Origin of the sequence: Kitasatospora sp. NPDC050463, from assembly GCF_040655255.1 — a bacterium.
In the GTDB taxonomy this organism is placed as follows: Bacteria; Actinomycetota; Actinomycetes; order Streptomycetales; family Streptomycetaceae; genus Kitasatospora.
The window spans coordinates 39,083-60,829 of sequence record NZ_JBFAJO010000012.1; the positions used below are offsets into that span (position 1 = coordinate 39,083).

General features: G+C 74.0%; 16 protein-coding genes. 12 read left to right on the forward strand and 4 right to left on the reverse strand.

Features of this window, described 5'->3' with window-relative positions; translation table 11 throughout:
- Window positions 1-51 precede the first annotated feature (51 nt).
- Window positions 52-1,071, reverse strand: coding sequence for a TAXI family TRAP transporter solute-binding subunit (locus tag AB0J08_RS10240; RefSeq protein ID WP_360629993.1), 1,020 nt, complete (start codon window positions 1,069-1,071; stop codon window positions 52-54).
- Window positions 1,072-1,220: 149 nt separating this feature from the next.
- Between AB0J08_RS10240 and miaB the strand changes: the two genes are divergently transcribed.
- Window positions 1,221-2,753 carry a tRNA (N6-isopentenyl adenosine(37)-C2)-methylthiotransferase MiaB gene (miaB, locus tag AB0J08_RS10245; RefSeq protein ID WP_360629996.1) on the forward strand — a complete coding sequence of 511 codons (1,533 nt, stop codon included), beginning with the start codon at window positions 1,221-1,223 and terminating at the stop codon, window positions 2,751-2,753.
- A gap of 96 nt (window positions 2,754-2,849) precedes the next feature.
- Complete coding sequence (locus tag AB0J08_RS10250; protein ID WP_360629999.1) at window positions 2,850-3,548, forward strand: class III extradiol dioxygenase subunit B-like domain-containing protein; 699 nt, start codon at window positions 2,850-2,852, stop codon at window positions 3,546-3,548.
- A 92-nt stretch (window positions 3,549-3,640) separates the two neighbouring features.
- On the opposite strand, the gene AB0J08_RS10255 is transcribed toward AB0J08_RS10250, so the two are convergent.
- Window positions 3,641-3,889, reverse strand: coding sequence for an antitoxin (locus AB0J08_RS10255; RefSeq protein WP_360630002.1), 249 nt, complete (start codon window positions 3,887-3,889; stop codon window positions 3,641-3,643).
- Window positions 3,890-4,058: 169 nt separating this feature from the next.
- Between AB0J08_RS10255 and miaA the strand changes: the two genes are divergently transcribed.
- From miaA to hflX, 5 genes are all read left to right on the forward strand, one after another.
- Window positions 4,059-5,009, forward strand: coding sequence for a tRNA (adenosine(37)-N6)-dimethylallyltransferase MiaA (miaA, locus tag AB0J08_RS10260; protein WP_360630005.1), 951 nt, complete (start codon window positions 4,059-4,061; stop codon window positions 5,007-5,009).
- 243 nt (window positions 5,010-5,252) lie between these two features.
- Entirely contained in the window at window positions 5,253-5,777 is a 525-nt protein-coding gene (locus AB0J08_RS10265; protein ID WP_360630008.1) for a hypothetical protein, read from the forward strand.
- A gap of 98 nt (window positions 5,778-5,875) precedes the next feature.
- A complete protein-coding gene (dapF, locus tag AB0J08_RS10270; RefSeq protein ID WP_360630011.1) occupies window positions 5,876-6,787 on the forward strand; it encodes a diaminopimelate epimerase in 912 nt (303 codons plus the stop codon).
- A gap of 159 nt (window positions 6,788-6,946) precedes the next feature.
- Window positions 6,947-9,313, forward strand: coding sequence for an HD domain-containing protein (locus tag AB0J08_RS10275; RefSeq protein ID WP_360630014.1), 2,367 nt, complete (start codon window positions 6,947-6,949; stop codon window positions 9,311-9,313).
- Between the two features lie 149 nt (window positions 9,314-9,462).
- Window positions 9,463-10,971 carry a GTPase HflX gene (hflX, locus tag AB0J08_RS10280; protein ID WP_360630017.1) on the forward strand — a complete coding sequence of 503 codons (1,509 nt, stop codon included), beginning with the start codon at window positions 9,463-9,465 and terminating at the stop codon, window positions 10,969-10,971.
- Window positions 10,972-11,052: 81 nt separating this feature from the next.
- Here hflX and AB0J08_RS10285 read toward each other — a convergent pair whose 3' ends face one another.
- Window positions 11,053-12,213, reverse strand: coding sequence for a hypothetical protein (locus tag AB0J08_RS10285; RefSeq protein WP_360630020.1), 1,161 nt, complete (start codon window positions 12,211-12,213; stop codon window positions 11,053-11,055).
- Between the two features lie 38 nt (window positions 12,214-12,251).
- Window positions 12,252-13,433, reverse strand: a complete 1,182-nt coding sequence (locus AB0J08_RS10290; RefSeq protein WP_360630023.1) for a hypothetical protein — start codon at window positions 13,431-13,433, stop codon at window positions 12,252-12,254.
- 369 nt (window positions 13,434-13,802) lie between these two features.
- Between AB0J08_RS10290 and AB0J08_RS10295 the strand changes: the two genes are divergently transcribed.
- From AB0J08_RS10295 to AB0J08_RS10315, 5 genes are all read left to right on the forward strand, one after another.
- Entirely contained in the window at window positions 13,803-15,632 is a 1,830-nt protein-coding gene (locus tag AB0J08_RS10295; RefSeq protein ID WP_360630215.1) for an IucA/IucC family protein, read from the forward strand.
- A complete protein-coding gene (locus AB0J08_RS10300) occupies window positions 15,629-16,267 on the forward strand; it encodes a GNAT family N-acetyltransferase (RefSeq protein ID WP_360630026.1) in 639 nt (212 codons plus the stop codon). Before AB0J08_RS10295 ends, AB0J08_RS10300 begins: the two co-directional genes overlap by 4 nt.
- A gap of 80 nt (window positions 16,268-16,347) precedes the next feature.
- The gene (locus AB0J08_RS10305) at window positions 16,348-17,805 is read left to right on the forward strand and encodes a SidA/IucD/PvdA family monooxygenase (protein ID WP_360630029.1); all 1,458 of its coding nucleotides are present in this window, start codon (window positions 16,348-16,350) and stop codon (window positions 17,803-17,805) included.
- On the forward strand, window positions 17,783-19,606 hold the full coding sequence (locus AB0J08_RS10310) for an IucA/IucC family siderophore biosynthesis protein (RefSeq protein WP_360630032.1): 1,824 nt from the start codon (window positions 17,783-17,785) through the stop codon (window positions 19,604-19,606). The genes AB0J08_RS10305 and AB0J08_RS10310 overlap by 23 nt, the downstream gene beginning before the upstream one ends.
- Window positions 19,607-19,618: 12 nt before the next feature.
- The gene (locus AB0J08_RS10315; protein WP_360630035.1) at window positions 19,619-21,739 is read left to right on the forward strand and encodes an ATP-dependent DNA helicase; all 2,121 of its coding nucleotides are present in this window, start codon (window positions 19,619-19,621) and stop codon (window positions 21,737-21,739) included.
- Window positions 21,740-21,747 lie beyond the last annotated feature (8 nt).

A 21,747-nucleotide genomic window follows, 5' to 3' on the forward strand; every position in this document is an offset into this window, starting at 1 on the left:
CGGTGTCCGGAGCCACCGCGTCTCGGCTCCGCGGTGTCGGGAGCTACCGCGTCACGGCTTCACCGAGCGGTAGTAGCGCATCGCGCCCTCGTGCAGCGCGAGCGGGTCGGTGTAGACGGCGGTGCGCAGGTCCACCAGCTGGGCGGCGTGCACCTGGGAGCCGATCTGGTCGCGGCTGTCTATCACCGCCCGGGTCATGCCCTGGACCAGGTCGGTGTCGACGTCCTCCCGGGTGATCAGCAGGTTGGGCACGGCCACGGTGGCCACGGCGTCCTTGGGCTCGGCGTCGGGGTAGGTGCCCTTCGGCATGGTGGCGGCCCGGTAGGCGTCGGTGCCGCCGCCCTCGACCTTGTGCACGGCTTCGGCGAGGTCGCCGAGCGGCACGATCCTGATCGCGACGTGGTCCGACAGGTCGGTCAGCGCGTTGGTCGGCAGCCCGCCGGACCAGAAGAAGGCGTCCAGCTTGCCGGCCCGCAGCTGGTCGGCCGCGTCGCCGACGCCCAGCATGACCGGCGTGATGTCGTGGTCCGGGTCTAGGCCGGCCGAGGAGAGCAGCCGCCTGGTCACCAGGTTGACCCCGGACAGCGACTGCCCGACGCCGACCCGCTTGCCCTTGAGGTCGGCGGTCCGGCGCACCGGGGAGGAGGCCGGGACGATCAGCTGGAGGTAGTCGTCGTAGAGCCGGGCGATGGCCCGCAACCGGTCCTTGCCGGGGCCGGAGTACTGGGCGACGGCGTCGGCGGTCGCGATCGCGAAGTCGTCCTGGCCGCTGGTGACCCGGGCCAGGTTGTCGATCGAGCCCTGTGAGTTGTCCAGTCGCAGGCGCACCCCCGGCATCGCCCTGGCGACGTGGGTCTCCAGCAGCTGCCCGTACCGGTCGTACACCCCGCGCTGCACCCCGGTGGCGAAACCGGTCTCGCCGCGCGGGTAGCCGGGTGAGCGGCCCGCCGAGACCCACCAGCCGCCGAACCCGGCCAGCACCAGCACCAGGGCCAGCAGCGTCCGCCACAGCGGGCTGCGGGTGGCCGCGCGGAGGGCGGTGCCGGGTCGGGCCGCGGGGGAGGGAGCCATGCAGGGATAGTGCCAGGCTCGCGCGGCGAACGGGAGGGGTGGACGGTCGGCGAGGGGGGCGGCCGGGGTCGGCCGAGGGGTCGGGCGAGGGGGCGGACGGGCGGACGGTCCGGGGAAAAGCCCTTCGCGGGTGCCCGTACCCTGGTCGGGTGAGCGGTGAGAGCGGATTGAAGAGCTACAAGGTCGTCACGTACGGCTGCCAGATGAACGTCCACGACTCCGAGCGCCTGTCGGGGCTGCTGGAGGACGCCGGGTACGTGAAGGCTGGGCAGGACGGCGACCCGGACCTGGTCGTGTTCAACACCTGCGCGGTGCGCGAGAACGCCGACAACAAGCTGTACGGCAACCTCGGGCAGCTGGCGCCGGTGAAGAGCCGCCACCGGGGCATGCAGATCGCCGTCGGCGGCTGCCTGGCCCAGAAGGACCGCGACACCATCGTCCGCAAGGCCCCCTGGGTCGACGTGGTGTTCGGCACCCACAACATCGGGCACCTGCCCGCGCTCCTGGAGCGGGCCGCGGTCGAGCGCAAGGCCCAGGTCGAGATCCTGGAATCGCTGGAGACCTTCCCCTCCACGCTGCCCACCCGCCGCGAGTCCGCGTACGCCGCGTGGGTGGCCATCTCGGTCGGCTGCAACAACACCTGCACCTTCTGCATCGTGCCCGCACTGCGCGGCAAGGAGGAGGACCGCCGTCCGGGCGACATCCTCGCCGAGATCGAGGCGCTGGTCGGCGAGGGCGTCATCGAGGTCACCCTGCTGGGCCAGAACGTCAACGCCTACGGCTCCGACCTGGGCGACCGCGAGGCCTTCTCCAAGCTGCTGCGCGCCGCCGGTCAGATCGAGGGCCTGGAGCGGATCCGCTTCACCTCCCCGCACCCGCGCGACTTCACCGACGACGTGATCGCCGCGATGGCCGAGACCCCGAACGTGATGCACCAGCTGCACATGCCGCTGCAGTCCGGCTCGGACACCGTGCTCAAGGCGATGCGCCGCTCGTACCGGCAGGAGCGTTTCCTCGGCATCATCCGCAAGGTGCGCGAGGCGATGCCGGACGCGGCCATCTCCACCGACATCATCGTGGGCTTCCCCGGCGAGACCGAGGAGGACTTCGAGCAGACCATGCACACCGTGCGCGAGGCCCGTTTCACCAACGCCTTCACCTTCCAGTACTCCAAGCGCCCCGGTACCCCGGCGGCCGAGATGGCGGACCAGGTGCCGAAGGCCGTCGTGCAGGCCCGCTACGACCGGCTGATCGCGCTCCAGGAGGAGATCTCCTGGGAGGAGAACAAGAAGCAGGTCGGCCGCACGCTGGAGATCCTGGTCGCCGAGGGCGAGGGCAAGAAGGACGGCAGGACCGACCGGCTCTCCGGCCGCGCCCCCGACAACCGGCTGGTGCACTTCAACCCGAGCCTGCGAGGGGAGAACGACGAGCACGGCAGCCGGCCCACCGAGCCGGTGCGCCCGGGCGACATGGTGACCGTCGAGATCACCTACGCCGCCCCGCACCACCTGCTGGCCGAGGGCCCGACCCTCGCGGTGCGCCGTACCCGGGCCGGCGACGCCTGGGAGAAGCGCCAGGCGGCCACGGCGGCCAAGCCGGCCGGCGTGATGCTCGGCCTGCCCACCATCGGTGCGCCGGCACCGTCGGCCGCCCCCGCGTCGGGCGGCTGCTGCGGCGACTGACCGTCGACCGTTCGGCGGCCCGGTGGGATCTCGGATCCCGCCGGGCCGCTCTCGTCGGCCGCCGAACCGCTTTCCTTCTTGGTTAGAGTGATCCACATGCTGGTTGCCGCCGCCGTCTGCCCCTGTCCGCCGCTGCTCGTCCCGGAGGTCGCCGCCGGCGCCGCCGCCGAGCTGGAGCCGCTGCGCGCGGCCTGTGACGAGGCGCTCGCCGCGCTGCTCGCGACCGGGCCGGAGCTGGTCGTGGTGGTCGGCACCGGGCCCGAGCCCGAGGTGTGGACCGAGGGCGGGGCGGGTTCGTTCCACCGGTACGGGGTGCCGCTGGTGGCCAAGCTGCCGTCCGGCCGGGTCGAGGGGCCGGAACTCTCCCCCTCGCTGACCGTCGGCGCCTGGCTCCTGGAGCGGGCCGGGGCGACCCTGCCGACGCACGCCTGCGCGGTGCCCGCCGACGCGCCCGTCGACCGGATGCTCGGGCTGGGCCAGGGTCTGGCCGGGCTGGCCGACCGGGTGGGGCTGCTGGTGATGGGCGACGGCAGCGCCTGCCGCTCGCTGAAGGCGCCGGGCTACCTGGACGAGCGGGCCGAGGGCTTCGACGCGGTGATCGCGGACGCGCTGGGCTCGGCGGACGTGGCGGCGCTGGCCGCCGTGGACCGGGGGCTGGCCGCCGAACTGCTGGCCGAGGGCCGGGCTCCCTGGCAGGTGCTGGCCGGCGCCGCCGAGGGCGCCGGCCTCACCGCGCGGCTGGGCTACCGGGACGCGCCGTACGGGGTCGGGTACGTCGTCGCGTCCTGGAGCTGACGCCCGGGGCCGCGACCGGACCGCCGGGGGCCGCGGTCGCTCGCTCGGTGCCGCGGTCCGCCCGGGGCCGGGTCTGCGGGACGGGGCCGGGATCAGACGGTCGGGCCCTGGCCGGGGGTGCCGCCCGCGCCGTGGTCGCCGGGCTTGTGGGCGAAGTCGTCCACCGCTCCCTTGGCCTTGCTGGCGCCGTGCTCGATCTTCTCGCTGTACTTGCCCTTGGTCGCCTTGTCGATCGCGCCGCCGGCCTTGTCCACCACGTGCTCGATCTGCTCGCTGTGCTTGCCGGCCAGTTCGCTCGCCTTCTCCTTGAGCTCCCCGGCCTTGCCCTTGAGGTTGTCCATCAGACCCATGGTGGTCTCACCGTTCCTCTCTGTCTCCTGCTCAACGTCCGTCGTGGCCGAACCGTTCGCGGTCCGGCGCAAACGTCCGGAATCGCTCATATCGTCGCCCGGCGGGACCAGCCGGGCGGGGAGGTCACCGGCGCGGCGACGGTTTTGCGAGACTGGTCCGGTGAGCAGCTCCCGTACCGCCCCGCCCCACGCCGTCCCGCCCCGTGTCGTCTCGGTGGTGGGTGCCACCGCCGCCGGCAAGTCCGACCTCGCCGTCGCCATCGCCCGCAGCCTGGGCGGCGAAGTGATCAACACCGACTCGATGCAGCTCTACCGGGGCATGGACATCGGCACCGCCAAGCTCACCGTGCCGGAGCGCGAGGGCATCCCGCACCACCTGCTGGACGTCTGGGACGTCACCGAGGCCGCCAGCGTGGCCGAGTACCAGCGGCTCGCCCGGGCCGAGATCGACCGGCTGCTCGTGGCCGGCCGCACCCCGGTCCTGGTCGGGGGCTCCGGGCTGTACGTCCGGGCGGCGATCGACGAGATGGAGTTCCCCGGCACCGACCCGGCGGTCCGGGCCCGGCTGGAGGCCGAGCTGGCCGAGGCCGGCCCGTACGCGCTGCACCGGCGGCTGGCGGAGCTGGACCCGGCCGCCGCCGAGGCGATCCTGACCGGCAACGGCCGGCGGATCGTCCGGGCGCTGGAGGTCATCGAGATCACCGGCCGGCCGTTCACCGCCAACCTGCCGAGCAACACCGCCGTCTACGACGCGGTCCAGATCGGTGTCGCGGTGCCCCGGCCCGAGCTGGACGAGCGGATCACCCTGCGGGTCGACCGGATGTGGCGGGCCGGCCTCCTGGACGAGGTGCGGGAGCTGGAGAAGCTCGGCCTGCGCGAGGGCCGGACGGCCTCCCGCGCGCTCGGCTACCAGCAGGTGCTGGACCACTTCGCCGGTGAGTGCACCGAGGAGGAGGCCCGCGCCGAGACCGTCCGGGCGACCAAGCGGTTCGCCCGCCGTCAGGAGTCCTGGTTCCGTCGCGACGACCGGATCCACTGGCTCTCGCGGCCGGTCGGCGCCGACCCCGCCGAGCTCCTCTCCCGCTCGCTGGAGCTGATCGGCCGTCAGTGATCGAGCCGGGCGTAGACGGTATCCGGCCATTTCGGCGGTGCACCTGCGCGCGCAGGTGGGCGTGCAGGAAGAACCGACGGTTACGGCCCGATCACGTGATGGCCACGGATCACCCGATGGCCCCGGTCAGGCCCGGAACGCCTCCCTGAACATGCCATCATCGATGCCATAAGGGTCGGCCCGGGCGGGTCGACCGTGCCCGGCCGCGAGTCGCACTCGTGTCGAACTGTCAGGGGAGGCCGCGTGTCGACGGGTACCGGCCCCGAAACCGGCCAGAGCGCCAGACCGATGAGTGGCGGGGCCACCGCCCAGGCCGACGGCCCCGACGCCTCGGCCCTGGCGGACCTGCCCGTGCTGCCCGGCCTCGACGGCCCCACCTCCTACGCGCTCGCGCTGCCGGGCCTGGACACCAGCGCCCCGGCCGGTGCGGTGCACGAGCGGGAGATCCGACCGCGCCGCCGGCTCCGTTGGTGGCAGACCCTGCCGATCGCGCTGCTGGCCACCGCCGGCTCGCTGATGTTCGCCTTCCCGCTCGCCTTCGGTTCGGCCGGGGCCGGCTCCGCGATGGTCGGCATGCTCGGCCTGCTGCTCACCGCGGCCTCGGTCGGCTGGGGCGCGATGGCCGCCCGGCACGCCGGTTACAAGTGGCCGGGCCTGCCGCGCCGCGGTTCGGGCCGGCGGGCCGGGTGGAAGGCGATCGTGATCTACACCCTGGTCGCACTGGCCGCCTGCGCGCTCGCGCTCTGGCGGGTCGTCCACCTGCGCTGATCGCCCGGCGGCCGCCGCCCGGCCGCCCTGCGGGGGAGCGCGGTCCGCCGGCTGGTCCGCGGCGCGGCGGTGCGGGCCCGCTCAGTATGATCGGCAGGGTGAGCGAATCCTCCGTGACGACCCCCGTCGGCCTGCCCTTCCTGAAGGGGCACGGCACCCAGAACGACTTCGTCATCGTGCCCGACCCGGACGGCCTGCTGACGATCGGCCCCGAGGCCGTCGCCGCGCTCTGCGACCGCCGGGCCGGCATCGGCGGGGACGGGCTGCTGCGCGTGGTGCGCTCGGCCGCCGACCCGGTCGCGGCCGACCAGGCCGACCGGGCCGAGTGGTTCATGGACTACCGCAACTCCGACGGCTCGATCGGCGAGATGTGCGGCAACGGCGTGCGGGTCTTCGCCCGTTACCTGGTCGAGGCCGGGCTCGCCGAGCGCGGTGAGCTCGCGGTGGCCACGCGGGCCGGGGTGCGGCGGGTGCGGGTGGCCGAGGACGCCGAGGACGGCACGCCCGGCCTGGTGACCGTGGACATGGGCCGCGCGATGCTGCCCGGTCCGGACGGGATCGAGGTGGCGGTCGGCGAGCGGCGCTGGCCGGCCCGCAACGTGAACATGGGCAACCCGCACGCGGTCGCCTTCGTGGACGGCCTCGACCAGGCCGGCGACCTGCTGAGCGCGCCGCTCACCAGCCCCGCGGGCGTCTACCCGGAGGGCGTCAACGTCGAGTTCGTGGTGGACCGCGGGCCGCGGCACGTCGCGATGCGGGTGCACGAGCGCGGCTCCGGCGAGACCCGCTCCTGCGGCACCGGCGCCTGCGCCGTCGCGGTGGCCGCCGCCCGCCGGGACGGCGTCGACCCGGCCGTCACCGGCGAGGCCGTCACCTACACCGTGGACGTGCTGGGAGGCCGGCTGATGATCACCGAGTACCCGGACGGACGGGTGGAGAAGACCGGTCCGGCGGTCATCGTGGCCCGCGGGGAGCTCGACCCGCAGTGGCTCGCCGCCGCCGACCGATAACAGGCGCGGCCGGTTTGCCCATTTCGTACGGCTGCGAATCCCCCCGTTCGGGTGATCCCGATGACGGACGGGGAGCAGGGCGTCGCGGAACGTGCTCTGCTCGGTAGCATGGACCACCGGGTCGGCCAATGCTCCCGGTGACCGCTGCCGGAGGTGCCGATGACCATCGAAGCCGGGCAGCCCCTGGCGGGGCAGCCGACGTCCGCACGGCAGGCCGGGCCAAAGCGCCCCCTGGGAGGCCTCGGCCGGGCCGCCCTCGGCCGGGCCGGCCGCGCCGCGGTGCTGGCCACCGGCCGCACGCCGGTGCCCGACGCGCTCGAACCACTGGTGCAGGCCCACCGCCGCCACCATCCGCAGGCCGACCTCGGCCTGCTCGGCCGGGCCTACCGGCTCGCCGAGGCCAGCCACCGCGGGCAGAAGCGCAAGAGCGGCGAGCCGTACATCACCCACCCGCTGGCCGTCACCATGATCCTGGCCCAACTCGGCGCGGGGACGACCACGTTGGTCGCCTCGCTCCTTCACGACACCGTGGAGGACACCGAGTTGACGCTGGAGCAGGTGAGCGCCGGCTTCGGGCCCGAAGTCGCCTACCTGGTCGACGGGGTGACGAAGCTGGAGAAGGTCGACTTCGGCGCGGCGGCCGAGGCGGAGACCTTCCGCAAGATGCTGGTCGCCACCGGGGACGACGTCCGGGTGATGGTCATCAAGCTCGCCGACCGGCTGCACAACATGCGCACCATCCGGCACATGAAGCCGGCCAGCCGGATCCGGATCGCCAAGGTCACCCGCGACGTGCTGATCCCGCTGGCCGAGCGGCTGGGCATCCAGGTGCTCAAGGCCGAGCTGGAGGACATCGTCTTCGCCACCCTGCACCCGGAGGAGTACGCCCGGACGAGGGCCCAGCTGGCCGGCCGCGAGGACCACCCGGACGCGCTGCTCGCACCGTTCGCCCGGGCGCTGGCCCGCCAGCTCGCCGAGGCCGGAGTGGCCGCCGAGGTCAGCGTCCGACCGCGGCACTGCGTCTCGCTGCACCGGGTCCTGCTCAAGCGGGACGCCGCCGCGGGCCCGGACGGGCGGCCGCAGGGGCCCCAGCCCGCCGACTTCGGCCGGCTGCTGGTGGTGGTCGAGGAGAACGCGGACTGCTACGCCGTGCTCGGCGAGCTGCACACCTGCTGGACCCCGCTGCCCGGCGAGTTCAAGGACTTCGTGGCCGCCCCCAAGTTCAACCTCTACCAGTCGCTGCACACCGCGGTGGCGCTGGAGGGCGGCGAGGTGGTCGAGGTGCTGGTCCGCACCCGGCGGATGCACGAGGTCGCCGAGACCGGGGTGGTGGCGCTGGGCGATCCCCGCCAGCCCGGCGGCGACCAGGGCGCGGACGAGCTGGACCGCACCGACCCGGCCCGGCCCGGCTGGCTCAGCCGGCTGCTGGAGTGGCAGCAGGAGACACCCGATCCCGACGCCTTCTGGTCCGCGCTGACCGCCGACCTCGCCGGGGACCGCGAGATCACCGTCGTCACCGAGGGAGGCGAGACGCTTCAGCTGCGAGCGGGTGCCAGCTGCGTCGACGCGGCCTACCTGCTCGGCGAGGAGACCGGCCACCGATGTATCGGCGCCCGGGTCAACGGCCGGCTCACCGCGCTCTCCACCGTCCTCCAGGACGGCGACCGGGTGGCCATCCTCACCGAGCAGGGCGATCCGGCCGCCCGGCCGTCCGGCCCGGCGCCCGAGTGGCTGGCGCACGCCCGTACACCGGCCGCCCGGCTGGCCATCGAACGGTGGCTGGCGGACCACCCGCCGCGCGTCCCGGTGGTCCGCACCGGGCCCTCGGTCGGCCAGCCGGCGCCGCCCGCGCACCGGGCCGCCGAGCGCGGCGCCGCCCCGGTCGCGGTGGTCGGCCGGCCCGGGGCGCCGGTCCGGCTGGCCCGCTGCTGCACCCCGGTGCCGCCGGACGAGGTCAGCGGCTTCGCGATCCGCGGCGGCGCGGTCGCCGTGCACCGCACCGGCTGTCCGGCGGGGGAGCGGATGCGGGCGGACGGGCGCGGCACGCCCGAGATCCACTGGCTGCCCGGCGGCGCGCCGCCGTCCGGCTACCGGGCCACCCTGCGGGCCGAGGCGCTCAACCGGCCCCGGCTGCTGGCGGACCTCACCGCGGCGATCTCGGGGGAGGGCGTCGGGATCGTCTCGGCGGAGGTGGAGCCGCCGCAGGAGCTGCGGGTCCGGCACACCTACACCGTCGAACTGCCCGAGCCGGGCGTGCTGTCCGCCGTGCTGCGGGCGATGCTGCGGGTCTCCGGGGTGTACGACGTGAGCCGGCCGCACGCCCCGGCGGGCGGCGGCGCCCGCACCCCGGCCGTGCCGGCCGGCCCGGCGGCGGACGCGGAGCGCGGCGGGGCACCCGCTCCGGGGCCGGGCACCGCCGCGCCCGCTCCCGGGCCCGGCGCGGGAAATGGGGATGACCCGTCCGCGCCCGGCGTGCGACCATCATGGGGAATTCACGGCCGGTCCGCGGCGTTCACTGGACACTGAACAGAAGAGTCCCCAGTGGGCTCCGCGGCCAGGGGTAGCTCACATTTCGCCCGAGCGGTAGACGGGGCGGCAGCTGGGCAGACTCCGGGTGTGACCGTTCCGCGCGGTCGCGCCCACAGGCCGTCCCACTCCTGCAGCCAAAGGACAGAATGACCTCCACGTCCGACACCCGCGACCACGCCGACGCCCCGCGCCGCTTCGACGGTCTGCGGGCGGAAGCCCTCATGGACGAGGACCTCGCGGCCATCGACGAGGACCTCGACCACCACTACGACGGCGACCAGTACGACCGCAGCGAGCGAGCCGCCCTGCGTCGTGTCGCCGGACTCTCCACCGAACTCCAGGACGTCACCGAGGTCGAGTACCGCCAGCTCCGTCTGGAGCGCGTGGTGCTCGTCGGTGTCTGGACCGACGGCACCGTCGAGGAGGCGGAGAACTCGCTGGCCGAGCTCGCCGCGCTCGCCGAGACCGCCGGTTCCGAGGTGCTGGACGGTGTCATCCAGCGCCGGGACAAGCCCGACGCGGCCACCTACATCGGCTCCGGCAAGGCGAAGGAGCTCCGCGACATCGTCGCGGTGACCGGCGCCGACACCGTGGTCTGCGACGGTGAGCTCACCCCGGGCCAGCTGATCCACCTGGAGGACGTGGTCAAGGTCAAGGTCGTCGACCGGACGGCCCTGATCCTGGACATCTTCGCCCAGCACGCCAAGTCCCGGGAGGGAAAGGCGCAGGTCTCGCTCGCGCAGATGCAGTACATGCTGCCGCGGCTGCGAGGCTGGGGTCAGTCGCTCTCCCGGCAGATGGGTGGCGGCGGCTCCGGTTCGTCCGGCGGTGGCATGGCCACCCGTGGTCCCGGTGAGACGAAGATCGAGACCGACCGGCGCCGGATCCGCGAGAAGATGGCGAAGCTCCGCCGGGAGATCGCCGACATGAAGAAGGGCCGCGACACCAAGCGCCAGGAGCGCAAGCGTCACCAGGTGCCGTCCGTGGCCATCGCCGGTTACACCAACGCCGGCAAGTCCTCGCTGCTCAACCGGCTCACCGGCGCGGGCGTGCTGGTGGAGAACTCGCTGTTCGCCACCCTCGACCCGACGGTACGCCGGGCGCAGACCCCGAGTGGCCGGCTCTACACCCTGGCCGACACCGTCGGCTTCGTCCGGCACCTGCCGCACCACCTGGTCGAGGCGTTCCGCTCGACCATGGAGGAGGTCGCCGACGCGGACCTCATCCTGCACGTGGTGGACGGTTCGCACCCCGAGCCGGAGACGCAGCTGGCCGCCGTCCGCGAGGTGATCGTCTCGGTCGACGCACAGAACGTGCCGGAGATCGTGGTGATCAACAAGGCCGACGCCGCCGACCCGCTCGTGCTGCAGCGCCTGCTGCGCCGCGAGCCGCACGCCATCGTGGTGTCGGCCCGCAGCGGTCAGGGCATCGAGGAGCTGCTGAAGCTCATCGACGACGAGCTGCCGCGCCCGGCGATCGAGGTGCAGGTGCTGGTCCCGTACACCCAGGGCGGCCTGGTCTCCCGGGTGCACGCCGAGGGCGAGCTGCTCTCCACCGAGCACACCGCCGAGGGCACCCTGCTGCACGCCAAGGTGCCGGCCGAGCTGGCCGCCGAGCTGGAGCGCTACACGGTGGCGCTGAGCTCGCAGGCCTGAGGCCGGCAGCCGACGGGCCCCGGCCCTCCCTTCGCGGGAGGGCCGGGGCCCGTCGGCGTTCGCCGGGGTCCCCGGCGCGTGCTACTTGGCGTTCTTGGAGAAGTAGTCGAATGCCTGCTTCGCCTGGTCCTGGAGCGAGGGGCCGGCCATGTACTCGGACGGGTTGCGGTTGCCGATCGAGTTGACGCTGATCAGGTTCGGCTTGCCGTCCTTGGTGATGAACCAGCCGCCGCCGCTGGACCCACCGGTCATGGTGCAGCCGATCACGTACATCGGCGGGCGGGCCGGGTCGAAGGAGAGCTTGACCGGCCGGATGGTGGAGTCACAGTGGTTGAGCTCCATGCCGTCGAACGGCCGCTCGGCCGGGTACCCGTAGGAGAAGGCCGAGGTGATCTGCTCGCGCGGGGCGTTGAACCAGATCGGGATGGCGCCGCCGACCGTCTCTTCCAGCGACTTCCCGGAGCCGTTCTCGTTGCGGACCCGGATGATTCCGTAGTCGAACTGGGAGTTGGGGCCGACACCGGTCTCCTGCACCCAGGTCGGCGAGACCAGGGCGCGCACCGCGGTCCACCGCCCGTACGGGGACACCTGCTGTTCGGTGTACTGCTTGCCCCGGCTGGCCTGGCCGTCGCGGTTGTAGCCGGGGACGAACACGATGTTCTTCAGCCAGGAGCCGCCCTTGCCGTCGTGCAGGCAGTGCGCGGCGGTGTAGACGAGGTTGCTCCGGCCCGGGTTGGCCGGGTCGGAGACCACGGTGCCCGAGCACATCGAGTCGCCCTCCGGCGTGGACATGAAGATCTTGCCGACCACCGCCGTCGCGGGGCTGTACGGGTGCTGTTGCGGCTTGGCCGCGATGGCCGCCGGCGGGTCGTCCCGCTGGACCGTGCTGCCCGCCGTCTTGTGCGAGTACTCCGGGGTGGCCCGGCCCTTGGCGTTCTCCATCTTGGCGATCGACCAGAAGCCCTGGACGACCTCATTGGTGAAGGCGTTCTCGCTGATGAACCTCGCCCAGTCGTCGAGCTTCCAGCCGGCGAGGTCCTGCAGGCTGCCGGGCAGCCCGGCGCCCGGCTTGCCGGAGGCCGCGGCGGAGGCGGAGGCGGAGGCGGCGGCGGTCGTGGCGGTCACGGCCGGGGTGGTCGCGGCGTCGGTGCTGTCCGCGACGTCCGGTCCGCAGGCGGCCGCGGCGAGCGCGAGTACGGCGATTACGGCGGCCGGCGCGACGCGGCCCCTGGTCTTCGGCATGGTGATCGGTCCCCGTGTGGTCTTCGTCGCGGTGTCGGTTACTTCTGCTTCCTGGAGATGTAGTCCAGGGCCTGCTTGGCGACCGTCTCCAGGTAAGGGCCGCTCAGTGAGGTGTGGTCCTGGGTGCCGATGGAGGTGTTGCTGACCAGCGCGAGCCTGCCGTCCGGCATCGGGGCGAACCAGCCGCCGCCGCTGGAGCCCTGGGTCATGGTGCAGCCGATGGTGAGCATCGCCGGGCGCTGGGGGTCGAAGGAGAGCCGGGTGGGCCTGCCGCCGTCGCACTTGTACAACTCCTGCCCGTCGAAGGGCTTGTAGAGCGGGTAGCCCCAGGCCGAGGCGGAGATCTGGTCGCGCGGGGCGTCGAACCAGACCGGCACGGCGCCGCCCATCGCCTCCTCCAGCGACTTGCCGGTGTCGTTCTGGTTCTGCACCCGCATGACGGCGAAGTCGTACTGACTGGCGGCGTCACCGGTGCCGCCGCCCTCGACCGTCCACTGCGGCGAGGTCACCACGTCCTTGGCCCACCAGGTGCCCAGCGGTGCCAGTTCGGCGAGCGGGGCCTTCTTGCCGCCACTGGAGGCACCGGAGTTGTTGTACGCGGGGACGAAGACGAGGTCCTTGTAGAACGCGCCGCCCTTGCCCGGGTGGACGCAGTGCCCGGCCGTCCAGACCAGGTTGCTCCTGCCGGGGTGCGCCGGGTCGGCGATCACGGTGGCCGAGCAGTTGCCGCGGCCGCCGTCGGCGCTGAAGAACACCTTGCCGGACGGCTGCTTGGTGTACGGGCGGGCCACCGGCGTGGCCTTGACCGGTGCCGGCTCCGGGTCGGTGACCCCGGCGTCGCCTGTCGGCTTCGCGGTGGGCGGGGCCGGGTCGGCGGGCTTGGAGTCGCCCATCTTGTCCGGGTTCCAGAAGTCCTTCACCACGGGGTTGTTGAAGACGTGCTGGGAGGCCCACTTGTCCCAGTCCTCGAACTTCCACTTCTTCAGGTCGTCCCAGTTCTTCGGCAGGCCCTCCAGCAGGCTGGTCGGGATGCCCGAGGGCAGGGTGAGGCCGCCGATCACGCCGCCGCCGGTACTGGTGCCGGCAGTGCTGCTCGCCGAGGCCGGCGGCGGTGCGGCGGTGCCCCCGCCGGAGGGGCCGTCCGGCCCGCAGGCGGTCACGGCGAGCAGTGTGCCGGCGGCGAGGGCCGCGGCCATGGCTGACCGGTGGATCGATGGCATGGTGTTCGCTTCCCCCTGATGGTCCTGTGCGGCGGCGCCGGCCGCCTTGGAGTCTCCCACTGGCCATCAGGACGGCCCCGGTCGACCCCCGGGTTGCGACGCCGGCCGGAGGTCACCGATCTGTGACGAACGCCCGGCTGTCTCGTTGGCACGACAGGTGCTCCCTCTTGAGTGTTGAACTATCACCGCTCTTCACCCGGACGAGTGAGCGGCCCTTGTGATCACCCGTCAGGGATAGGTAACCCTTACCTGACGCGACGGTGCGAGCGCCCGCCACACCCTCTCCACCACCCGCGCGCGTCCGCACCCCACGCGCCCCAAGGAGCAACCTTGAGCACCGCCCTCACCGGAGCCCCGCCCGAAGCCCCGATGCGCCACCCCGCCCCGGCTCAGCCCGTACCGGCCGCGGTCCAGCCCGCCCCGGTCCGTACTGCCGCGGTCCGCCCGGTGCAGCCCGACCCGCTGCCCGACCCGCTGCTCCACCCGGACCCGGCCGTCGCCGCCGAACAGGCCACCCTGGAGGCCCTGTTGCGCTGCTGGGCCCGGGAGACCGGGGCCGTTCCCGGGGCGGACGGGCTGCTGCGGATCGCCGTTCTGGGCGGCGCCGCCCGGCTGCTGGCCCCGGTCCGCTACTGGTCGCCGGCCGGCTGGCACCGCTTCGGCCCGGCCGCCCTCGCGGTCGGCGAGGACGGTGCCGCCGCCCCGGTGGACCCCGTCACCGCCGCCGCCCTGCTCGCCGCCGCGGCCGCCGTCCGCCCCGACCCCGGGCAGGTCGCCGACCTCGCCGCCCGGGTCGCCGACTCGGTGGTCCGCACCGCCGACATCCTCGCCCACCGCCGCACCGCCGCCGCCCCCGGCGGGCCGGAGGGCTCGCACTTCCTCGCCGCCGAACAGTCCCTGCTGCTCGGCCACCCGCTGCACCCCACCCCCAAGAGCCGCGACGGCCTCGGGCCCGCGCAGAGCGCCGCGTACTCCCCGGAACTCCACGGCTCCTTCCGGCTCCACTGGTACGCCGTCGACCGGGACCTTCTCGCGGCCGGCTCGGCGCTGACCGAGAGCGCCGACCGGATCACCGCCCAACTCCTCGGCGACCGCTCCCTGCTGCCGGCCGGCACGGCCGCCCTGCCGCTGCACCCGTGGCAGGCCCGCGAGCTCGCGCTGCGCCCGGCCGTGGCCGAACTGCTCGCCGACGGGCGGCTGCGCGACCTCGGCCCGGCCGGCGAATCCTGGTACCCGACCTCCTCGGTGCGCACCGTCTATCAGCCCGGCACTCCCTGGATGCTGAAGCTCTCGCTCGGCCTGCGGATCACCAACTCCCGCCGGGAGAACCTCCGCAAGGAACTCCACCGCGGTCTGGAGATGCACCGCCTGCTGGAGAGCGGCCTGGCCGCCGAGTGGCGGGCCGCCCACCCCGGCTTCGACATCGTCCGCGACCCGGCCTGGATCGGTGTCGACCACCCCGCGCTCGGCGACCCGGGCGGTCTGGACACCGTGCTGCGCGCCCAGCCCTTCGCCCCCGGCGACCGCGCGCTCTGCGTGGCCGGTCTGGTCGCCGAACAGCCGCTCGGCACCGGCGACACCGTGCCGTCGCGGCTCGGTGACACCCTGCGTGCGCTCGCCGCGCGCTGCGGCCGCCCGCTGCCCACCGTGGCTGCCGAATGGTTCCTGCGCTACCTGGACGCCGTCGTCCTGCCCGTCCTCTGGCTGGACGGCCAGGCCAGCATCGCGCTGGAGGCCCACCAGCAGAACAGTCTCGTCCTGCTCGACGCCGACGGCTGGCCGCAGGGCGGGCGCTACCGCGACAACCAGGGTTTCTACTACCGGGAGAGCGCCGCCGACCGGCTCACCGCCCGGCTGCCCGGGCTCGGTTCGCGCAGCGACACCTTCCTCGCCGACGAGGTGATCGACCATCACTTCGCCTACTACCTCGGCATCAATCACGTCCTCGGCCTGATCGGCGCCTTCGGCTCGCAGCGGCTGGCCGACGAGTCGGTGCTGCTGGCCGCCCTGCGCGGTTTCCTGTCCGGACCGCGCGTCGCGGCCACCGGCTCCGCGCTGCCCGCACTCCTGCTGGACGCCGCCACGCTGCCCTGCAAGGCCAACCTGCTCACCCGGATCAACGGCCTGGACGAACTGGTCGGGCCGGTGGCCACGCAGTCCGTCTACGTCGACATCCCCAACCCGGTGGCCGGCGCGTGACGTCGCGCGCGAGCGGTCCCGACGGTGTGGCCGGGTGGGGCGCGATGCCCACCGGAGCCGGTGAGTTCCGGCTCCGCCCCGTCCGGCTGCCCGCCGACCTGGAGCGGCTCGCCGGGTGGATGAACGACCCCGAGACCGCCGCCTTCTGGGAACTCGCCGGGCCGGCGGCCACCACCGAACGGCACGTGCGCGCCCAACTCGACGGCGACGGCCGCAGCCTGCCCTGTCTGGGGCTGCTGGACGGCACCCCGATGAGCTACTGGGAGATCTACCGCGCCGACCTCGACCCGCTCGCCGCGCACTACCCCGCCCGGCCCCATGACACCGGCCTCCACCTGCTGCTCGGCCCCGCCGACAGCCGGGGGCGCGGTCTGGGCGCCGCCCTGCTCGCCGCGCTGGCCGACCGCATCCTGCGGGTGCGGCCGCGCTGCGGGCGGGTGGTCGCCGAACCCGACGTCCGGAACGTGCGCTCGGTCCGCGCCTTCGAGCGGGCCGGGTTCTCCCGGGCCGCCGAACTCGACCTGCCCGACAAGCGCGCGGCGCTGATGGTCCGCGACCGCGACCGCGACCGGCGCCCCGACCGGCGGTCCGTCGGCCCGGGCCCCGTCACCCGACCACGGCCCACGACCGCCTGACCGACCCCGCCCGCCCTCACCCCGTCCGTGACCGACCCCGCCCGCCCGCGACCGACCCCGCCGAGGACACCTCCGACCCCATGGACACCCCAGCAGCCCGACCCGCGCCGTACGACCTGCTCGGCGTCGGCATCGGCCCGTTCAACCTCTCGCTCGCCGCACTCGCCGAGCCCGTACCGGGCCTGCGCACGCTCTTCTGCGACCAGCGCCCGGAGTTCCGCTGGCACCCCGGGATGCTGGTCGACGGGGCCCGGATGCAGGTGCCGTTCCTGGCCGACCTGGTCTCCCTGGTCGACCCGACCAACCGCTGGTCCTTCCTCAACTACCTGCGCGAGCAGGACCGGCTCTTCCCGTTCTACTTCGCCGAGCGCTTCCAGCTGCCCCGCCGCGAGTACGACCACTACTGCCGCTGGGCCGCCGAGCGGCTCGGCAACTGCCGCTTCGGCACCGAGGTGACCGCGCTGCACCGGGACGGCGCGCTCTACCGGGCCGAGCTGCGCGACACCGCCACCGGCCGGCGCAGCGAGGTGCACGCCCGCAACCTCGCGCTCGGTGTCGGCACCCGGCCGGTCCTGCCCGGGGCCTTCACCGCCCTCGACGGCCACCCCCGGGCCTTCCACTCCGCCGACTACCTGGACCGCCGGGGCGCCCTGGACGAGGCCCGCGACATCACCGTGGTCGGCAGCGGGCAGTCCGGCGCGGAGGTCTTCCTCGACCTGCTGCGGCGTGCGGGGGAGGGCGTCCGGCTGCGCTGGCTCACCCGGACCAGGGCGCTCGCGCCGATGGAGTACTCCAAGCTCGGACTGGAGCACTTCACGCCCGACTACACCCGCTACTTCCACGGTCTGCCCGGGGCGGTCCGGGACACCCTGGTCGAGGCCCAGTGGCAACTGCACAAGGCCGCCAGCGCCGAGACGCTCGCCGAGATCCACGACCACCTGTACGAGCGGACCATCGGCCGGCCGATCGACGACGCCCCCGTCGAGATCACCCCCGGCACCGCCGTCACCGACGCCCGGCCGGGCCCGTGCGGCGGCCTCGAACTCCGCTGCCGGCACACCGACTCCGGCGCCGAGCACGTGCTGCGCACCGACGCCGTGGTGCTCGCCACCGGCTACCGCGCCGCCCGTCCGGCCGCACTGGATCCGCTCGCCCACCTGATCGACTGGGACGAGGCCGGTCGCTACCGGGTCGACCTCGACCACCGGGTCGCGACGCTCCCGGACCTCGCCGGCGGGCTGTACGTACAGAACGCCGAGCTGCACACTCATGGCGTCGGCACCCCCGATCTGGGGCTCGGCGCCCACCGGGCCGCCGTGATCCTCAACGCCGTCGCCGGCCGGACCGTCCACCGGCTGCCCGAACGCACCGCGTGGACCGGCTTCGCACCACCCGGCGCGGCCGCCACCCCCGTCGATCCTGCCGCAGCCTCCACCGCCCTCACCGCCCCCGCCATGGGCGACGTCGCCGCCACCGCGGACGTCCCCGCCGTTCCGCGACCCCAGGAGTGGACCCGTGCCGCAACCGCCGGCCGCTGAACCCCCGCTGTACCTGCCCCCGCAGCTCACCGCCGGGCACTGGCAGCGGGCCGGCCGCGCGCTGCTGGCCAAGATGCTCGGCGAGTTCGCCTACGAGGAGCTGATCACCCCCGTCCCCGACGGCCCCGGCAGCTACCTGCTCCGGCTGCCCGAGGCCGAGTACCGCTTCACCGCCGGCCGCGGCGCGTACGGCAGCTGGCAGGTCGTCCCGGACTCGGTGTGCTGCTCACGGGCGGACGGCCTGGACCCGCTGCGCTTCCTCCCGTACGCCCGGCACACCCTCGGTCTGCGCGGCGACACCACCGGCCACCTGATCCGCGAGCTCACCGCCACGCTGATCTCCGACGCCCACCAGCTCGCCACCGCGCTCACCGCCGCCGAACTCGCCGACCTCGACCACCCCGAGCTGGAGGGCCGGCAGAGCGGCCACCCCTGGATCGTCCCCAACAAGGGCCGGCTCGGCTTCTCCGCCACCGACGCCGCCCGCTGGGCCCCGGAGGCGCGCACCCCGCAGCCGCTGCCCTGGATCGCCGTCCACCGCCGGCTGGCGCAGTACCGCGGCGTCCCCGGCCTCGCCGATCCCGAGCAGTTGTACGCGCGCGAGCTCGACGATCCCGGCGCCCTGCGCGCGGCCCTCGGCCCGGACGCCGATGACTACCTGCTGCTGCCGGTGCACCCCTGGCAGTGGGACGAGACCGTCGTCCCGCTGTTCGCCCCGTGGATCGCGAGCGGTGAGATCGTCCCGCTGCCCACCGACGGCGACCTGCGGTTGCCGCAGCAGTCCATCCGCTCCTTCTTCAACCGGAGCCGGCCCGACCGCTGCACCGTCAAGCTGCCGCTCGCCATCCTCAACACCCTGGTCTGGCGCGGTCTGCCGACCGAGCGCACGCTGGCCGCGCCCGCCGTGACCGCCTGGATCCACGGGCTCCGGCAGGCCGATCCGTTCCTGCGGGACGAGTGCCGGATCGTCCTGCTCGGCGAGATCGCCTCCGTCACCGTCGACCACCCGCTCTACCGCGAGCTGCCGGAGGCGCCCTACCAGTACAAGGAGCTGCTGGGCGCGATCTGGCGCGAACCGCTCGGCCCCTGTCTGGACGGCGGCGAGCGCGCCCGCACCCTGGCGGCGGTGCTGCAGACCGGATCCGACGGCCGTGCGCTGGCCGCCGAGCTGATCGTCCGCTCCGGCCTCACCCCCGCCGAGTGGACGGCCAGGCTGTTCGCCGCGATGCTGCCGCCGCTGCTGCACTTCCTCTACCGGTACGGCCTGGTCTTCTCCCCGCACGGCGAGAACGCCATCGTGGTCTTCGACGAGCGGGAGGCCCCGGCCCGGCTCGCGGTCAAGGACTTCGTCGACGACGTCAACCTCAGCGACCAGGAGCTGCCCGAGCTGCGCGACCTGCCCGCCGAGGTGGCGCAGGTGCTGCTGCGGGAGGACCCGCAGGGCCTCTGCCAGTTCCTCCACTCCGGCCTGTTCATCGGCGTCTACCGCTACCTCGCTCCGCTGCTGGAGGCGCAGACCGGGCTGCCGGAGGCCGAGTTCTGGGCGCTGTTGCGGGCCGAGATCCTCCGCTACCAGGAGCGCTTCCCCGAGCTGCGCGAGCGGTTCGAGCTCTTCGACCTGTTCCGTCCGCGGATCGACCGGCTCTGCCTCAACCGGAACCGGCTGCTGCTCGACGGCTACGGGGACCGCCCGCACCGCCCGCACGCGGCCCGGCACGGCACCGTTGCCAACGTGCTGGCCGCCGCCGGGGCCGCGGCGCCGCACGGCCGGCGGGACCGGATTGTCACCCCCGCCCCGTAGGCTGGGTGGGTCATGACGAACGACTCCGAATCCCAGCTCCCCGCCGACGACGACGCCGACGAGTCGGCCGCCGACGGTGCGGTCGAGGCCGTCCCGCGGGCCCAGCTCCCCGAGCTGCTGCACGCTGCCGTGGCCGCCGTCGGCGGCGTCGAGCGCCCCGGCCAGGTCCGGATGGCCGAGGCCGTCGCCGACGCCGTCGACCACGGCGAGCACCTGCTGGTGCAGGCCGGCACCGGCACCGGCAAGTCCCTCGCCTACCTGGTGCCGGCCCTCGCCCACGGGGACCGCGTGGTGGTCGCCACGGCCACCCTGGCGCTCCAACGCCAGCTGGTCGAGCGGGACTTGCCGCGGACGGTGGAGGCGCTGCACCCGGTGCTGCGCCGCCGCCCGCTGTTCGCGATGCTCAAGGGCCGCTCCAACTACCTCTGCCTGCACCGGGCGAACGAGGGCACTCCGAGCGAGGAGGGCGAGGGCCTGTTCGACCCGGTGGACGCCCTGGGCGGGCCCACCGGCAAGCTCGGCCAGGACGTTCTGCGGCTGCGCGAATGGGCGGACGAGACGGAGACCGGCGACCGGGACGACCTCAGCCCCGGCGTCTCGGACAAGGCCTGGGCCCAGCTCGCGGTCACCTCCAAGGAGTGTCTGGGCGCCACCCGCTGCGCGTACGGGCAGGAGTGCTTCGCCGAGAAGGCGCGCGAGCGGGCCAAGCTGGCGGACGTCGTGGTGACCAACCACGCGATGCTGGCGATCGACGCCATCGAGGGCGCCCCGGTGCTGCCCGAGCACGAGCTGCTGATCGTGGACGAGGCGCACGAGCTGGTCAACCGGGTCACCGGCGCGGCCACCGCGGAGCTGACCGTCGGCGCGGTCAACCGGGCGGTGAAGCGCGCCGCCAGGCTGGCCAACGAGAAGGCGGTGGACGCCCTCCAGGGGGCCGCGGAGAACTACCACGGCCTGATGGAGACGGCTCAGCCGGGCCGGGTCGAGGAGCTGCCCGAGTACCTGGCGTACGCGGTCACCGCGATCCGGGACGCCAGCCGGCAGGTGATCACCTCGCTCGGCGAGACGCGGGACAAGGCGCTCACCGACGAGGACGCCGTGCGCAAGCAGGCGATGGCCTCCGTCGAGGCGCTGCACGAGACTGCCGAGCGGCTGCTGGCGGACTCCGAGTACGACGTGGTCTGGATCGAGCGCAGCGACCGGTACGGGCTGGGCACCGCCTCGCTGCGGGTCGCCCCGCTGAGCGTCTCCGGGCTGCTGCGGGAGGGCCTCTACAAGGAGCGCTCGGTGGTGCTCACCTCGGCCACGCTGAAGCTCGGCGGGGACTTCACCGGTGTCGCCGCCTCGGTGGGCCTGCCGCCGGAGGCCCGGTTGCCGGACGAGCGCGCCGCGGGCGACACCCCCGAGGCCGCCTTCGGCGAGGACCCGGTGCCGCACTGGCGCGGCATCGACGTCGGCTCGCCGTTCAAGTACCCCAAGCAGGGCATTCTCTACGTCGCCCGGCACCTGGCCGAGCCGGGGCGGGACCCGGAGCGCCCCGACATGCTGGACGAGCTGGCCGAGCTGATCGGCGCGGCCGGCGGGCGGACGCTCGGCCTGTTCTCCTCGATGCGCGGCGCGCAGGCCGCCGCCGAGGCGATGCGCGAGAGGCTGGACAACCGGATCCTGCTCCAGGGGGAGGACACCCTGGGCGAGTTGATCCGCGAGTTCGCCTCGGACGCGGCCACCTGCCTGTTCGGCACCCTCTCGCTCTGGCAGGGCGTGGACGTGCCCGGCTCGGCCTGCCAGCTGGTGGTGATGGACCGGGTCCCGTTCCCGCGTCCCGACGATCCGCTGATGAGCGCCCGGCAGCGGGACGTCGAACAGCGCGGCGGGAACGGCTTCATGGCCGTCGCGGCCACCCATGCGGCGCTGCTGATGGCGCAGGGCGCGGGCCGGCTGGTGCGCGCGGCCGACGACCGCGGTGTGGTGGCGGTGCTGGACCCGCGGGTGGAGACCAAGCGGTACGGGAGCTTCTTCCGCTCCTCGATGCCGGAGTTCTGGTACACCACCGACCGCAACCAGGTGCGCCGCTCGCTGGCGGCGATCGACGCCTCGGCGGCGCCGGTCCGGCCGGTGGTCAAGCGGGGCTGAGCCGGCCC